Origin of the sequence: Micromonospora sp. NPDC007208, assembly GCF_042869175.1 — a bacterium.
Lineage (GTDB): Bacteria > Actinomycetota > Actinomycetes > Mycobacteriales > Micromonosporaceae > Micromonospora > Micromonospora foliorum.
The window spans coordinates 21464-38080 of the sequence record NZ_JBIAFG010000025.1 but is presented as its reverse complement, the minus strand read 5'-3'; the positions used below and the strand labels follow the sequence as shown (position 1 = coordinate 38080).

10 protein-coding genes and 1 pseudogene are annotated in these 16617 nt (G+C 69.2%); 9 read left to right on the top strand and 2 right to left on the bottom strand.

Annotation, left to right across the window (positions count from 1 at the left end; translation table 11 throughout):
* Nucleotide 1: 1 nt before the first annotated feature.
* The 3 genes from ACFYL6_RS31695 to ACFYL6_RS31685 all read left to right on the top strand — a co-directional run bounded on the left by ACFYL6_RS31695 (nt 2) and on the right by ACFYL6_RS31685 (nt 4516).
* Nucleotides 2-1183, top strand: a complete 1182-nt coding sequence (locus ACFYL6_RS31695; protein WP_387176903.1) for a substrate-binding domain-containing protein — start codon at nt 2-4, stop codon at nt 1181-1183.
* 6 nt (nt 1184-1189) lie between these two features.
* The gene (locus ACFYL6_RS31690; RefSeq protein WP_387176902.1) at nt 1190-2041 is read left to right on the top strand and encodes a sugar phosphate isomerase/epimerase family protein; all 852 of its coding nucleotides are present in this window, start codon (nt 1190-1192) and stop codon (nt 2039-2041) included.
* Nucleotides 2042-2122: 81 nt separating this feature from the next.
* Nucleotides 2123-4516, top strand: a complete 2394-nt coding sequence (locus ACFYL6_RS31685; protein WP_387176901.1) for an RICIN domain-containing protein — start codon at nt 2123-2125, stop codon at nt 4514-4516.
* A 52-nt stretch (nt 4517-4568) separates the two neighbouring features.
* Here ACFYL6_RS31685 and ACFYL6_RS31680 read toward each other — a convergent pair.
* Nucleotides 4569-5531 (bottom strand): annotated as a pseudogene (locus tag ACFYL6_RS31680) (family 43 glycosylhydrolase); the annotation flags it as partial.
* 51 nt (nt 5532-5582) lie between these two features.
* Nucleotides 5583-6608 (bottom strand): LacI family DNA-binding transcriptional regulator, encoded by a 1026-nt coding sequence (locus tag ACFYL6_RS31675; protein WP_387176900.1) that lies wholly within the window; start codon nt 6606-6608, stop codon nt 5583-5585.
* 374 nt (nt 6609-6982) lie between these two features.
* On the opposite strand from ACFYL6_RS31675, the gene ACFYL6_RS31670 reads away from it, so the two are divergent.
* The 6 genes from ACFYL6_RS31670 (at nt 6983) to ACFYL6_RS31645 (ending at nt 16604) form a co-directional block, all read left to right on the top strand.
* Nucleotides 6983-8338 (top strand): ABC transporter substrate-binding protein, encoded by a 1356-nt coding sequence (locus tag ACFYL6_RS31670; protein ID WP_387176899.1) that lies wholly within the window; start codon nt 6983-6985, stop codon nt 8336-8338.
* Nucleotides 8335-9288, top strand: a complete 954-nt coding sequence (locus tag ACFYL6_RS31665) for a carbohydrate ABC transporter permease (protein ID WP_387176898.1) — start codon at nt 8335-8337, stop codon at nt 9286-9288. The genes ACFYL6_RS31670 and ACFYL6_RS31665 overlap by 4 nt, the downstream gene beginning before the upstream one ends.
* Entirely contained in the window at nt 9285-10109 is an 825-nt protein-coding gene (locus ACFYL6_RS31660; RefSeq protein ID WP_387176897.1) for a carbohydrate ABC transporter permease, read from the top strand. Before ACFYL6_RS31665 ends, ACFYL6_RS31660 begins: the two co-directional genes overlap by 4 nt.
* 3 nt (nt 10110-10112) lie before the next feature.
* Nucleotides 10113-11267, top strand: a complete 1155-nt coding sequence (locus ACFYL6_RS31655; protein WP_387176896.1) for a serine hydrolase domain-containing protein — start codon at nt 10113-10115, stop codon at nt 11265-11267.
* Between the two features lie 281 nt (nt 11268-11548).
* Complete coding sequence (locus ACFYL6_RS31650; protein WP_387176895.1) at nt 11549-14014, top strand: glycoside hydrolase 43 family protein; 2466 nt, start codon at nt 11549-11551, stop codon at nt 14012-14014.
* 232 nt (nt 14015-14246) lie between these two features.
* Nucleotides 14247-16604: a family 43 glycosylhydrolase gene (locus ACFYL6_RS31645; RefSeq protein WP_387176894.1), complete on the top strand. Its 2358-nt coding sequence runs from the start codon at nt 14247-14249 to the stop codon at nt 16602-16604.
* Nucleotides 16605-16617 lie beyond the last annotated feature (13 nt).

Here is a 16617-nt window from a genome sequence, read left to right as displayed (position 1 = left end):
AGTGCGACGTTCCATGGCGGCGCTTGCCGCTGTCACCCTGCTGTCCCTCGCCGCCTGCTCCACCGACGAGCCGGCCGCGGGCCCGTCGGGGAGCGCCTCCGCTCCCGGGTCCGGCACCGGAGAACAGTCGAAGTTCTTCGTGCAGGCCGACTACGACGCCGAGCTGGCGCTGCTCGACGCGGCTCCGACGGGCCCGGCCGACAAGCCGTGGGAGCAGGTGCTCAACCCGACGATGGTCGACACCGCCAAGTTCAAGAAGAACGGCCCACACAAGATCTGCTTCTCGAACGCGGCCCTGAACAACCCCTGGCGGCAGGTCGGCTTCAAGACCATGCAGGCCGAGGTCGAGGCGCAGAAGAGCCGCATCAAGGAGTTCGTGCACGTCGACGCCGAGGGCAAGGACCAGAAGCAGATCGCGGACATCAACGATCTGCTCGGCAAGGGCTGCGACGCGCTCATCGTCTCGCCGAACACCACCGCCACGCTCACCCCGGCCGTCGAGGCGGCCTGCCAGGCCGGGCTGCCGGTCGTCGTCTTCGACCGTGGTGTCAACACGAAGTGCCCGGTGACGTTCATCAACCCCATCGGCGGTTACGGCTTCGGCCACGTCGGGGCCGAGTTCGTCAGCCAGAAGATGAAGCCCGGCGGCAAGGTCCTCGCGCTGCGGATCCTGCCCGGCGTCGACGTCCTGGAGACCCGCTGGTCGGCGGCGAAGGTGGCGTTCGACAAGGCGAAGGTCGACGTCGTCGGCGTCGAGTTCACCGATGGTGACCCGGCCAAGACCAAGAAGATCGTCGACGACTACATCCAGCGGTACGGCACGATCGACGGGGTCTGGATGGACGCCGGAGCGGTGGCCGTCGCGGCGGTCGAGGCGTTCCAGGACGCGGGCAAGCCCGTTCCGCCGATGAACGGTGAGGACCAGCTCGACTTCCTGAAGATCTGGAAGGACAAGAAGCTCACGGCGATCGCGCCGACCTACCCGACCTACCAGTGGCGTACGCCGATCATCGCGGCGCTGCGGATCCTCGACGGCCAGCAGGTGTCCAGCCCGTGGAAGCTGCCGCAGCCGACCGTCACCCAGGACAACCTGGACCAGTACCTCGACGCGGGCATGCCGCCGCTGCACTACGCGATGTGCGGCTGCACCGACCTGCCCGGTTACCCGCAGCGCTGGAAGTAGGGCCTGATGTACGCCATCGGCGTCAACCCCTGGGTCTGGGCCTCGCCGGTCGACGACAAGGCCCTGGCCGAGCTGATCCCGCGGATCGCCGCGTTCGGCTTCGACGCGGTCGAGTTGCCGATCGAGCAGCCCGGCGACTGGGACCCGATCCGTACCCGGGACCTGTTGGCGGCGCACGGCCTCGCCGCCGCCGGTGTCTGCGCGGTCACCCCGCCAGGGCGGGAACTGGTCGACGCTGCGCCGGCGGTCGTCGAGTCGACGGTGGCGTACCTCATGGGCTGCGTGGCGAGCGCGGCGGCCGTCGGCGCACCGTGCGTCGGCGGTCCCGCGTACGCCTCGGTCGGCCGCACCTGGCGGATGTCACCGGCGGCTCGCGCGGCCTGCTACGCGGATTTCCGGCGGGCCCTGGCGCCGGTGGCCGAGCGGGCCGGCGAGGTGGGCGTGAGCATCGGTGTCGAGGCGTTGAACCGCTACGAGACGAGCGTCGTCAACACGATCGAGCAGACGATCGAGTTGATCGACGGGCTACCGCCGAACGTCGGCATCATGATCGATACCTATCACATGAACATCGAGGAGGCCGACCCCTACGCGGCCCTCGCCGTCGCCGGCCAACACATCAAGCACGTGCAGGTCAGCGGCACCAACCGGGGCGCTCCCGGTGCTGACCACTTCGATTGGCCCCGCTTCTTCACCGTCCTGCGGGACACCGGCTACCAGGGCGCGATCTGCATCGAGTCGTTCACGGCGGAGAACGAGGCCATCGCCACCGCCGCGGCGATCTGGCGTCCGTTGGCCCCCTCCCAGGACCGTCTCGCCACGGACGGCCTGCGCTATCTCCGGGAGATCCTCGGATGACCGCCCCGGCCCCCCACCCCCGCGTTGGCTGAGGCCGTTCCGCCACCCCCACCCCCGTTCTCACGTCAGGAGCACCGTCCCGTGTCCTCGTCCATTCCGTCGCTGCGCCGACTGCTGGCCGGCGCCGCCGCGACAGCGGTGACCGCCCTGGTGGCGGTAACCGCCTCGGCGTCCCCGGCCCTCGCGGCCACCACCACCCTCTACGCGTCGCCCTCCGGCACCGGCACCGCGTGTTCCGCCAGCCAACCGTGTTCGCTGACCGCCGCCCAGACCGCGGTGCGGGGGATCAACAGCGCGATGTCCGGCGACATCGTCGTGGAGTTGGCCAACGGCGCGTACCGGCTCTCGTCGCCGCTGCGGTTCACCGCCGCCGACTCGGGCAACAACGGCTATCAGGTGATCTGGCGGGCGGCCACCGGCGCCCGCCCGACGATCACCGGCGCCCGGGCGGTCACCGGTTGGTCGCTCGTCGACTCCGGGAAGAATATCTGGCGGGCGAACGTCCCCGCCGGGCTCGACTCCCGTCAGCTCTACGTCAACGGGGCCGTCGCCACGCGGGCACGCACCGCCGTGAACCGCTCCGACTTCACCTTCACCACGTCCGGCATGCGGTTCACCAACAGCGCGCTCAACTACCTCAACAACCTCGGCAACCAGAACCGGGTCGAGGTGGAGAGCGTCGGCTCGTTCACCGACCGGTACTCGCCGGTGCAGAGCATCAGCGGCAACTTCCTGACGATGCAGCAGCCCGCGTGGAACAACAACACCTTCGGGTTCGACACCCTCTCCCGCCCGCACCGCGCCGGTCCGTTCTACCTGGCCAACGCGTACGAGTTCCTGGACTCGGCGGGGGAGTGGTACCTCAACCCGAGTAACGGCCAGCTCAACTACATCCCGCTCGCCGGGCAGACCATGAGCTCGGTCAGCGTCGAGCTGCCACAGTTGCAGTCCCTGGTGAACGTCGGCGGCACTCTCGACGCGCCGGCGCACCACATCTCGTTCAGCGGCATCACCTTCACCGGCACCAGCTGGCTCGGCCCGAGCAGCAGCAACGGCTTCGCCGACCAGCAGACCGGCGCGCACATCGTCGGCACCTGGGCCCGTCCGTCCGACGCGCTGACCTCCTGCCAGGAAGGCTGCCCGCTGTTCGAGGCCACCCGTCCGAGCTGGGCCCAGATGCCCGCCGCCGTGCAGGTCTCCGCGGCCAACACCATCTCCTTCAGCGACTCGCAGTTCGTCAACCTCGGGCAGACGGCCATCGGCATCGGCAACGACGCCAACGCCCACGCCAGCGGTGTCGGCCTGGCCGCCAACAACATCACCGTCACCCGCTCCGAGATCGCCCGCAACTCGGCCGGTGGCATCGTGGTCGGTGGCGTACGCGCCGACGCCCACCACCCCAGCGACCAGCGGATGGTCAACCGCAACATCACCATCAGCAACAACCGGGTGCACGATCTCGGTCTGGAGTACCGGGGCGTCGTCTCGATCCTGACGACCTACGTGAACACCTCGCTGGTCTCGCACAACGAGGTCTACAACATGCCGTATACCGGTCTGTCGGTTGGCTACGGCTGGGGCGCCAACGACGCCGGCGGCAGCCAGCACTACGCGAACCGGGGCCTGTACAACTACCAGCCGCGCTACACCACGGCGACCACGGCGGCCAACAACCAGGTCGTCGGCAACTACGTGCACGACGTGATGCAGCAGATGACCGACGGCGGGTGCATCTACACACTGTCGGCGAACCCCGGCGGGTCCATCACCCAGAACTACTGCCTGCGGACCAACGGCTGGTTCGGGCTCTACTTCGACGAGGGCTCGCGCTACTACACCGCCCGCAACAACGTGTTCTCGTCCACCGGCACCTGGGCAACCGCCAACTACTACTACGCCGAGAACATGGGCAACTTCACCGTCACCAACAACTGGTCGACCAACGGCAGCACGAACGTGACGAACGGCGACCGCGGCAACGTGGTCAACAGCAACGTCACGGTCAGCAACGGCAGTTGGCCGTCGGGCGCGCAGACGGTGATCAACACGGCTGGCGTGCAGAGCGGCGGCAGCACCAACCCGACGAACGTGCAGATCGTGGGCGCCCAGTCGGGCCGCTGCGCCGAGATCGGCAACTCCAGCACCACCAACGGCACGCAGGCCCAGATCTGGGACTGCATCAGTGGCGCTGCCAACCAGCGGTGGACCCACACCGCCAGCCGGCAGCTCATGGTCTACGGGACCAAGTGCCTGGACGCCTCCGGCCAGGGCACCAGCAACGGCACCACTGTGGTGATCTGGGACTGCAACGGTCAGCCCAACCAGCAGTGGAACGTCAACGCCAACGGCACGATCACGGGAGCGCAGTCGGGTCTCTGCCTGGACGCCAACGGCGCCGCGACGGCGAACGGCACGAAGTTGATCCTCTGGTCCTGCAGCGGCGGCACCAACCAGCAGTGGCAGCTGCGTAGCTGAGCCAGCGACGGGTCCGGGTCGGGGCGAGACGCCTCGGCCCGGACCTGTCCGGTTACGGCCCTTCGAGCACGGTCAACCCGGTGGAGGAGCGGTAGCGGACCGGGATGGGATCGGTGAGTTCCCCGACGAACGTCTCGTCGACGTGGTCGAGGAAGCCGATGAGGGACCAGTCGTCGGCGGGTCCCTGGACCAGCCGGGGCGCGTACAGGTGCGGGTGGGCGAACGGCTGGGCGGACGCGATGTCCCACGGCCCGAGGGTGGTCTCGCCGGTCGCCACCCAGATCCGGTGGTCGTCGCGCCGGGCGCTGCCGGTGGCCTCGGTGGAGAACAGCAGCAGCGGCTGCCCGTCGAGGACGGCGACCTGGGGCACCTCGAGGTGACCGAAACCGGCCGGTGTCGACAGCGGCGGCGCGACGGTCCAGGTGACGAGGTCGGTGGAGGTGGCGTGGCCGACGACGCCACGGGTGTTCGTCGGCCCGGTGTTGGCGCGGGCGGTGATGAGCATGTGCCAACCGTCGCCGTCGGGGTCGGGGAACACCCACGGGTCGCGCCACGCCTGCTCGTACCACAGGTCCTTGTCCAGCAGCTCGTACCAGGTGGGGTCGGCCTGGACGATCGGCTCGGTGCCGTGCCGGTGCCAGGTCATGAGGTCGTCGGAGACGGCCAGTCCGATGCGTTGGACGAGCCCGTCCTCGGCGCGACCGACCCCGGTGTAGAACAGATACCACCGTCCGTCCGGCCCGCGGACCGTGCAGCCCGTCCAGGTCGCCAGGTCGTCCCAGCTGGGCGCGTCGGCGGGGACCACGGCGTCGGCGACCAGACGCCACGAGCGCAGGTCCGCCGAGACGGCGTGGCCGATCGTGGCCCGACGGTGGCGGCGGTGCGGGTCGTGCAGGGCGCGGGACGCGCGCAGGAAGAACACGTGCCAGAGGCCGTTGTCGTCCCGCGCGTACCAGCTGTCCCACACCCAGTGGTCGGGTAGACGAAGCATGGTCGGAAACCTAGCACTAAACCGTTTTAGCGTCGCCCGGGGCCAACCCGACGGTACGGGCCGGAGGGCCTTTGGTCAGCCGGCCGGAGGCGCGAGGGACCGGCGTCGGCGCAGGGGCATCGGAACGAGGGAGGGCTCGGCGGAACCCCCGTCCAGGAGCAGTTCGACCGCGCGTCGCCCCATCTGCTCGTGCGGCAGCGCCGTGGTGGCCAGGCTCGGACGCAGCCAGGCGGCGATCGGGTCGTCGTCGAAGGAGATGACCGAGATGTCCTCCGGGACGGTCAGCCCCGCCTCCCCGAGCGCCTGGTAGGCGCCGAAGGCGAGCCGGTCGTTCATGCAGATGATGGCGCTGGGTCGCTTCGATTTGCTCAGCAGGTTGCGCATGGCGGCGTACCCGTGCTCGGGCAACCACTCGGTGCAGAAACACTCGGCCAGGAGGCTGACCTCCGCCTCGTCCAGCGTCTGCCGGATGCCGTGCAGGCGGGCGCGGGCGGCGAGTGAGACCTCCGGGTCGTCCTCCTTGAGTCGGTTGCGGCCGATGAGCGCGATCGCGTCGCGGTGGCCGAGATCCAGCAGGGCGGTGGCGACCGAGCGGCCGGCCCCCTCGTCGTCGGGGACCACGCTGGGCAGGCCGTCGGGGCTGGTGGCGTTGAGCAGCACCACCGGGCCGCCGAGGATGGCCGCGGGCACCGCCAGTCGTCGGGTCGCCATCGCCGCGTAGATCACGCCGTCGACCTGCCGGTCCAGGACGGCCTCGATGGCGTACTGCTCGAAGGTGGCGTCGCCCTGCGTCTCGGTGATGAGCAGGACGTGGTCGCGTTCGCGGGCCGCGTCGAGGGCGCCGCGGATGAGGTCACCGGCGAAGCGGGTGGTGGCCACGATGTCGGAGACGAACGCGATGGTGGCCGTCTTGCGGGTGCGGAGGCTGCGCGCGGCGAGGTTGGGCCGGTAGCCGAGTTCCTCGGCGGCGGCGAACACCCGCTGGTGCGCCTCGGCCGAGAGCCGGGTGCCCTCTCTGCCGTTGAGCACCATCGACGCGGCGGTCTTGGACAGCCCGGCTCGCTGCGCGACGTCGGCGAGTGTTGCTCTGTTGCGGCCCATCAGTCCTCCGAATCAGGGCGCGGTGCCACAGGCGCCGCTCCTGCCCATCATGATGCGTCGCCGTCCGAGGTCGAGCGTCGGCCACGTCGGCGCGGTGTGAACCCGACGTTTCCGCACCGTTGCCAAGTTGTCCTTGACAGCTTCCCGTGCCGCGCGCATGCTCTGCTAAATCAGTTTAGCGGCCACTTCTGGCGCATCCAGAGGTGCCTTCGGTGGCCGTGCCGGGTTCTTTTTCTGCTGACGGTACGGGTGCTGCGCCCGGGCGACAGGTCACGGCGTACGTGTCGTGGCCGCCACCCGGTCGCGGTGGTCCCGGTGGAGCCGTCGCGCGGCCGTTGGCCGCGGGACGCGTGGAGATGTCAAGGAGTCATGAAATGGCAGAATTGCTGACAAAGTTTCCGCGACGGAGATTCGTGCTCCTCGCGTCGCTGCTGGCGGTCGGGATGACCGCGACGGCCTGCAGCGCGCCGGGGGAGGACCGGTCGTCGACCCAGAAGTCCGATGCCGCCGTCAAGACGGAGCTGGGGACCGACCCGATCACCCTGGAGATGTACGCGGAGACCGGCTTCCCGCTGGCCAAGGCGTTGGCCGACGAATTCTCCAAGCAGCACTCGAACGTCAAGTTCAACATCCGCGAGGACCAGTTCACGGTGATCGTGGAGAACGCGCCCCGGGTGATGGCGTCGGACAACTCGCCCGACATCATCCGGCTCCCGACCATGGTCGACCTGGTCAAGGACGACCTGCTCAAGAACCTCGACCCGTACTTCACCGCGTACGGCTGGGACAAGTTCCCCGCCTCGCAGCTCATGCAGCTGCGCGTCGGCGACAACACCCGGGGCACCGGTTCCCTGTACGGGATGGGGCTCGGCTACAGCGTCACCGGCGTCTTCTACAACAAGAAGCTGGCCAGTCAGATCGGCATGACCCAGCCGCCGGCCACGGTCGCCGAGTTCGAGGAGCTGCTGGCCAAGGCGAAGACCGGCGGGGTCCAGCCGATCATGCAGTTCAACAAGAACACCGCGGGCATCAACTTCCCGCACCAGGCGCTGCAGAACCAGTTCGGCGACCCGACCCAGGTCGCCGACTGGATCTTCCAGAAGCCGGGGGCCACGTTCGACACCCCGGCCGCCCTGAAGGCCACCCAGACCATCCAGAAGTGGGCCCAGGCCGGCTACTTCACCAAGGACGCCAACGCCCTGGACTACGCGGGCATGGTGGGGGAGTTCCAGAAGGGCAACGGCCTGTTCATGTTCAACGGTGACTGGGAGTCCGCCAACCTCGACAAGTCGATGCCCGGCAACGTGGGCTTCTTCCTCTTCCCCACCGAGTCTCCCGGTGGCAAGCACGTGGCGATGTCCGCCCCCAACACCTTCGGCGTCTCCGCCAAGGCCAAGAACCCGGACGCCGCCGCGTACTTCCTGAACTGGGTGCACACCAACGCCAAGGCCCGCGAGATCTCGGTGACGGTCGGCGGCTCGAGCCCCGGCGGCCCGAGTGACCTGCCGGTGCCGAGCGCCGCCCCGAACACCGTGCTGGCCGAGACCCTGAAGGCATCGCAGCAGCTCGGCGCGGAGAACGGCGCGGTGGACTTCACCGCGAACGCGACCGGTGGCATCTTCGCCGCCGCGATCACTCCGGAGATGCAGAAGCTGATCGCCGGCCAGCAGACACCCGAGGGGTACGTGAAGGCGGTCCAGGCCGAGTACCAGAAGGAACTGTCCCGATGACGTCTGCCCTCGGCAGCGCACCAACCGGGCGCGACGACCGTCACGCCCGTCCCACCCCCACGCGGGCCCACCGATTCCGGTGGGCCCGCGCGGCCGGGACCGGCTGGTTGTACGTCCTGCCCGCCCTGGTGATGTACGCGGTGTTCGTCCTGCGCCCGCTCGTCCTGACGCTCCAGTACTCGCTCTACGACTGGAACGGGATCGGGGTGGCCCGCTGGGTGGGCCTGGACAACTACCTCACCGTCTTCACCGACAGCGATCTGCTGAAAATCATCGGCAACGCGATCGTCCTGATCGTCTTCTTCAGCTTCATCCCGGTCGCGCTCGGACTGTTGGTGGCGAGCATGGTTCGCCGGATCACCACCGGGGCGTTCGGCACCGTCGTCCGGACCATCCTGTTCCTGCCGCAGGTCATCCCCCTGGTCGCGGCGGGCATCGCGTGGAGCTGGCTGCTGTCGTCGAACGGTCTGGTCAACCAGGCGCTGCGTGCGGTCGGGCTGGGTGGCGTCGCCCGCGCCTGGCTCGGCGACTTCGACACGGCGCTGCCTGCCGTCGGCGTCATCGGAGCCTGGGTCCTGCTGGGCCTCTGCACGATCCTGCTGGTCACCGGCATGAGCAAGATCGACCCGGCGCTGTACGAGGCCGCCCGCCTGGACGGTGCCGGCCCGGTCCGCGAGTTCCTCGCCGTGACCCTGCCCAGCCTGCGCCAGGAGATCGGCGTCTGCCTCACCGTCACGATCATCGCGGCGCTGGCGAGCTTCGACATCGTCTACATCTCCACCAGCGGCGGCCCCGGCCTCCAGACCACCGTGCCGGGCCTGGAGATCTACCGGCTGGCCTTCTCGCAGCGGCAGGTGGGGCTCGCCTCGGCGCTCGCCGTCGTACTCATGCTGCTGGTGCTGGCGTGTGTGCTGCCGATCCAGCGCCTGAGCCGAGGGGAGAAGCCGTGAACCTGAGCCGACGCGAACAGCTGACCGGGCGCGTCTTCCTGATCGCCCTGATCGTGGTCACCCTGCTGCCGTTCGTGAGCATGCTCTCGGCGGCGTTGCAGCCCCGTGGCACCGTGCCCAGCGGGCTCGAGTGGCCGTCCGACCCGCAGTGGGGGAACTTCGCCGACGCCTTCACCGCGGCGAACATGGGTGCCCTGCTCCGCTCCAGCCTGCTCATCGTGGCCGGTGTCGTACCCGTGTCGGTGCTCATCGCGACCATGGCGGGCTTCGGGCTCGGTCAGCTGCGGGTGCCCGGCGGCCGACTCGTCCTCGGTCTCTTCCTGCTGGGGCTGACCCTGCCGTTCGAGGCCGTGGTCACGCCGCTCTACTACCAGATGCAGGATCTCGGCCTACTCAACACGCGCTGGGCCATCATCCTGCCGCTGATCGGGCTGTACATGCCGTTCGCGGTGTTCTGGATGCGGGCGCACTTCACCAATGTGCCGGTCGAGTTGTCCGAGGCGGCCCGGGTGGACGGCAGCAGCACGTGGCAGTTGTTCTGGCGGGTCCAGGTGCCGCTCGCCCGGCCGGCTATCGCCTCGCTGACGATCCTGCTGTTCCTGTGGACGTGGAACCAGTTCCTGCTCGCCATCGTCCTGGTCGACGACGCCACCAAACGCACCATGGCCGGGGCGCTCGGCGCGTTCCAGGGCCAGTGGGGCACCGATTTGGTGCTGCTGTGTGCCGGGTCGCTGCTGATCCTCACTCCGACCCTCATCGTGTTCCTGATCTTCCAGCGACAGTTCATCAAGGCCCTGATCCAGGGGTCAGTGAAGGGGTAGGCAGTGGTCACACAGCCGCAGATCCACGGCGACGTCGACGATCGCTACGGGCGCGTCGCCGACGTCTTCCGCGACAACTTCACCTCCCGCGGGGAGGTCGGCGCCGCGGTCACCGTCTACGTGCGGGGCCGCAGGGTCGTCGACCTGTACGGCGGGGTCGCCGACTCCCGCACCGGGCGGCCCTGGGACGCGCACACGCCGGCCGTCGTCTTCTCCTGCACCAAGGGGATCCTGGCGATCTGCGCCTACCTGCTGGCCCAACAGGATCGGCTCGACCTCGACGCTCCCGTGACGCGCTACTGGCCGGAGTTCGGACAGCACGGCAAGGCGGACATCCCGGTGCGCTGGCTGCTCGCGCACCAGGCAGGTCTGCCCGCTGTGGACCGACCCCTGACCCTCGACGAGGTCCTGGCGTGGGATCCGGTCATCAAGGCGATCGAGGCGCAGGCCCCGCTGTGGGAGCCGGGCACCGCGCACGGCTACCACTCGATGACCTACGGCTGGCTGGTCGGAGAGGTGATCCACCGCATCACCGGCCAACTACCCGGCGCGTTCTTCGCCGACACCGTCGCGGGCCCGCTCGGCCTGCGCACCTGGCTGGGGCTCCCGGCCGCCGAGAGCGACACCGTCGCCTGGGACCTGGCACCGCCCCCGGACCCCGACCCGTTCGAGGACCCGGTCGCCGAACGGGGTATCACCATGGGGGGCGCTTTCGCCTTCCCCGCCGACGCCGACGGCCTGGTCAGCTTCAACGACGACGCCATCCGGGCCGCGGGTGTTCCCGGCGCGGGCGCGGTGAGTACCGCCGAGGGCCTCGCGCGCCTCTACGCCGCCTGCGTCTCCGACCTTGAGGGTGGACCGCTGCTCACTGCCGCGTCGGTGGACGACGCGGTCGTGGTTCGCTCGCAAGGTCAGCAGCGGCACGGCCCGCCGGACACCGGGCAGCGCTGGGGGACCGGCTTCCTGCTGCACTCCCCACCGGCCCGGCCCCTGCTGGGTGAGCGCAGCTTCGGCCACGACGGCGCGGGCGGGAACCTGGCCTTCGCCGACGCCGAGCATCAGGTGGGATTCGGCTACGTGGTCAACCAGATGCGCGGGATGGGCGACGAGCGTGCCAACCGCCTAACCGCCGCCGTCCGCGCCTGCCTCAACGACTGAGGCGACCCGGGCCACTGCGACCCCGGTGATCATGAAGTTATCGCCGTCGATGACGGCGTGTCGGAGCAACAACTTCATGATCACCGGGGTTCGACCTGGGATTGGACCGTCCACTGTGGTTGGTGGGGGTGTTACGGGGATACTTCGGGCACGTTTCATCGATAGTCTTGACAGGCGTTGTTAGCGATAACACGATGGCCTTCACGCCGCTCTCGCGTTTGGAGCTCGCCTTGGTCGTGTCGGTCCGCTCGCGTGTCCTGAACATCGCCCGCGCATCCGCTGTGAACAGCCTGAACGCCGCCGCCCTGTACGTCGTGAGCGCGTTGGCTCGGCTGGCGTCCGCGGTGCGTCCGCGTCGTATTCGTCCACTGTGCGCGTTCGCATCGGCCGCCGTCCTCGGCGGAGCGGGCCTGGTGGCCACTCCGGCCGTCGCGCACGCCGCCGACGGATGGTCGCCCCGATCGTCGTACACCTCGACCGACACCGGCGCCGGCACCTACTCGGTGCCGCTGCTCAACGCCGACGTGCCGGACATCAGCGTCGAGCGGGTGCCGGCCGCCGAGAACGACGAGGGCCGGGACCTCTACTACATGATCAGCACGACCATGCACCTGAGCCCGGGTGCGCCGATCATGAAGTCGTACGACCTCGTCAACTGGGAGATCGTCAACTACGTCTTCGACCGGGCGAGCATCGGCGACTCCTTCTCACTGCGCAACGGCCAGAACTCGTACGGCCAGGGCCAGTGGGCGTCGTCGCTGCGCTACCACGACGGCACGTTCTACGCCGTCTTCAACACCAACAACCTCAGCGGGGCGTACCTCTACCGCACCGACGACATCGAGAACGGCGCGTGGCAGCGCACCGCCCTCGGCCGTGGCCTGCACGACCCGTCGCTCTTCTTCGACGTCGACGGCACGCCGTACATCTTCTACGGCTCCGGGGGCACCAGCGCCGTACGCCTCAACGCCGACCTGACCGCCATCGCGCAGGACTACCCGAACATCTTCACCGCCAACAACTACGCCGGGCAGCCGTTCATCGGCGGCCTGTTCGAGGGCGCGCAGGTCTACCACATCGACGGCTGGTACTACGCCGTCATCATCACCTGGCCGTCCGGGCAGGGGCGCCAGGTGGTGATGTTCCGGTCGAAGGACCTGCTCGGTCGCTACACCTCGGTCGGCGGGGTCAACACCTACGAGGCGCGCGGAGTGCTCAACTCCAACGGCTTCGCGCAGGGCAGCCTGGTGCCGATCAGCCGCGCGGGCGGCGGGACCGACTGGCACGGCATGTTCTTCCGGGACACGTTCCCGATCGGCCGGATCCCGGCGCTCATCCCCGCCACCTGGCAGGACGGGTGGCCGACCTTCGGCACCAACGGCGTCGTGCCGGTCAACGGCCTGTTCGACAAGCCGATCAGGCTCAGCCCGGCCGAGGAGCTGTTCGAGCGGCAGAAGAGCATCGTGGCCTCGGACGACTTCGCCAACGACGCGCCGCACAAGGCGTACCAGGACGAGCAGTGGACTGTCCCGGCGCCGCTCGACCCGGCGGAGATCGCGCCCAACGGCTCACGGCTGGACCTGGCGTGGGAGTGGAACCACGCCCCGGACAACCGGTACTGGTCACTCACCGACCGCGACGGCTGGCTGCGGCTGACGGCCGGCAAGGTGGTCACCGGCCAGTACGTCTACACGAAGCTGTCCAACCGGGCCGAGCTGGCGTGGTTCGAGGAGGCACGCAACACGCTCTCGCAGCGGACGTTCGGGCCACGGCAGTCGGTGCAGACCCGGATGGACATCTCCGGGATGAGGAATGGCGACGTCGCGGGCCTGGCGGCCTACAACCGCGGATTCTCGTACGTGGCGGTGAAGCGCGTCGGTGACGTCAACACCCTCGGCGTCGTCAACCGGTCGCAGCCGTTCGCTGTCGACCTCGACCAGTCGACGCTGGAGAACTTCGTCGCCGGCACGACTGTGTCGCTGGGCGACGCGGCCGAGGTGCACGTGAAGGCGGACCTCGACTTCGCCTCGCCGGTCGGCCAACTGTGGACGACGTTCTACTACAGCCTGGACGGGGTCCAGTGGACCCGGCTCGGCAACCGCGTGGGCCCGCAGGCGCTCGACGGCAGCCTCGCGCACTTCATGGGTCACCGGGTGGGCCTCTTCAACTACGCGACCCAGCAGACCGGCGGCCACGTCGATTTCGACGACTACCTGCTCAGCGACGTGCTGACCGCGCAGGCCCGGCCACTGGACACCACCGCCCTCGACGCGGCCATCGCCCACGCGCAGGCACTCGACCCGCGGCACTACCCGGCCGACGCCTGGGCCGAGACGCAGTCCGCGCTGGCGGCGGCGACGTCGGCACGGGCCGGCCAGTTCGGCACCCAGAACCAGATCGACGCACCCGAGTGGGCGCTCAGCTACCAGTTGGCCCGACTCGGAGTGCTGGCGGCGTTGCCCGTGACGGCCACCGCCCAGGTGCGCTGCCTGAGTGGCAAGGCGTACCTGGCGGTGCAGGTGCGCAACGACTCGGACGAGCCGGTCGAGATCACCGTCGAGACCCCGTACGGAAACCGGTCGTTCGCGGCCGTCGCGCCGGGGGCGAACGTCTACCAGTCGTTCAACACCCGCGCGTCGTCGGTGCCGGCCGGCTCGGCGACGGTCCGGGCCACCGGCACGGCCGCCGGCCGGGACGTGACCACCGTCCACTCCGCGCAACACCCCGCCAACGCCTGCGGCGGATAACCCCACCACGAGCCCTCGGCTCACCGACCAGCACCACCGGCGACCGGCGCGGCCGCCCCGGACAACCGGTGGCGGCAGTCGACCCCTGATGTCCGGACCACCCAGGAAGCACACCCACCGATCCCCCGTACACCGATGACCGCACGTCAGAGATGAAGGAGGATGTCTCGTGGAACAACGAATGCGACGGGCGACCCGAGGACGGGCCGCCGCACTCGCGACAGTAGGCCTGATGCTGGCAACGGGGTTCGTCGCCCCGGCGGCGCCGGTCCAGGCCGCCGACACGAACCTCGTCGTCAACGGCGGGTTCGAGGACGGCCTGGCCAACTGGTTCGTCAACAACGGAAACGCCACCGACGGCGCCCAGTTGTCGGCCACGTCGGACGCCCACTCCGGTGCGAACGCGGCGCTCGTCACCAGCCGGACGACCACCGGGTCCGGCCCGATGCAGGACCTCAGCGGCAAGGTGCAGGCCGGCCAGGCGTACACCCTCACGGCCCGCATCAAGTACGAGAACGAGAGCGGACCGGCGACGAAGCAGTTCTTCGCCACCATGCACTACGGCGGGGGCACCTACACCAACCTCGTCAGCGTGACGGCGACGAAGGGTCAGTGGGCGCAGTTCAACGGTACGTTCACGATCCCGACGACGCAGAGCGTGTCGACGGCGCGCCTGTTCTTCGAGACCCCCTGGACGAGCACGCCGTCCACGGACCCGGCCCTGCACCTGATGGACTTCAAGCTCGACGACGTGTCGGTGGTCGGCGCCGCGCCGCCCGCGCCCGCCTCGAAGACCATCGAGGTCGTCGGCAAGCTGCCCGGGGAGCACAACCCGTTGATCGGGCACAAGTTCGGCGCTGACGGTTTCGGCCTCGTGCACGACGGCCGGGTCTACATGTACATGACCAACGACACCCAGGGCTACGCCCCGAACCCGAGCACGGGCGTCTCGCCGGGGATCAACTACGGCGACATCAACCAGATCACGGTGATCTCCTCGGAGGACCTCGTGAACTGGACGGACCATGGCGAGATCCAGGTCGCCGGCCCGAACGGGGTGGTCCCGTTCACCGCCAACTCGTGGGCTCCGGGCATCACCAAGAAGGTGGTGAACGGAGTGGAGAAGTTCTTCCTCTACTACGCCAACGGTGGTGGCTCCAGCAACGTGATCACGGGTGCGTCGCCGCTCGGCCCGTGGACCAGCGAGCGCACGAGCACACTGATCGACGGCCGTACCCCCGGCGCCGAGACCGTCGCGTGGAAGTTCGACCCGGCCCCGTTCGTCGACGACGACGGCCAGCCGTACCTCTACTTCGGTGGTGGTCCCGCCTCGACGAGCATGCCGCCGGCCGAGCGCTTCAACAACCCGAAGAACATCCGGTCGATCGAACTCGGCGACGACATGGTCTCCACCGAGGGAACGGCCGCGGTGGTCGACGCCCCGGTCGCCTTCGAGGCGGGCCACGTCTTCAAGCGCCAGGGCAAGTACTACTTCTCGTACTCGTCGCACTTCGGCGGGAACGACTTCGGTGGCAACCAGCAGCCGCTTCCCGGTTATCCCGGGGGTGGCCAGATCGGCTACATGATCTCCGACGGCCCGATGTCGTGGCCGAAGGAGACCTACGCCGGGGTGCTCTTCCCGAACCAGTCGCAGTTCTTCGGGGCCGGCACCGGTGGCAACAACCACCAGTCGGTGTTCGAGTTCGGGGGCAAGTACTACTTCACGTACCACGCCCCGACGCTGAACAAGCGCATCAACGGCAACACCACGCAGGGGTACCGCAGCCCGCACATCCAGGAACTGACCTTCAACGCGGACGGCACGATCCAGCAGGTCGTCGGCACCTACGCCGGCGTGGAACAGGTCCGGGACTTCGACCCGTACCGCGTCTTCGAGGCCGAGACCTTCGGCTGGAGCAAGGGCGTCGCTACCACGAAGGTCGACGGCAGCTCTGCCCAGTTCGGTGGCGCGGCGCCCAACCTGGTGGTCCGCGACATCGACAACGGCGACTGGACGGCGCTGTCCTCGGTGAACTTCGGGGACGGCGGCGCGCAGAGCCTGACGGCGCGGGTGCGTGCGCTCGCCGCCGGCGGGCAGGTCCAGGTCCGGCTGGACGACGTCAACGGTCCCGTCGTCGGCACGGTCGCGGTGGACACCCCGGTCGGACAGTGGGCCGAGGTGACCGCCGAACTCGATGGCGTCAGCGGCGTGCACGACGTCTACTTCACCTACACCGGCCCGGCCGGCGTCGACCTCTTCGAGATCGACACCTGGGCCTTCGCGGCGGCCAGCCTCGACCTGCCCGTCACGCTCACCGCGTCCACGCGGTGCGTGGGCGGCAAGGCGTACGTGGCGGTGCAGGCGCGCAACGACCACGACGCGCCGGTGGGCATCACCCTGGAGACGCCGTACGGCGAGCGGTCGTTCACGGCCGTCGCGCCGGGCGCGAACGCCTACCAGTCCTTCAACACCCGCGCCGCGTCGGTGCCGGCGGGGTCGGCGACCGTCCGGGTGACCGGGGCGATCGGCGGACAGGACGTGACGACCGTCCGCACCGTGCAACACCCCGCCGGCACCTGCGGCGGATAACCCCTGATGGCGG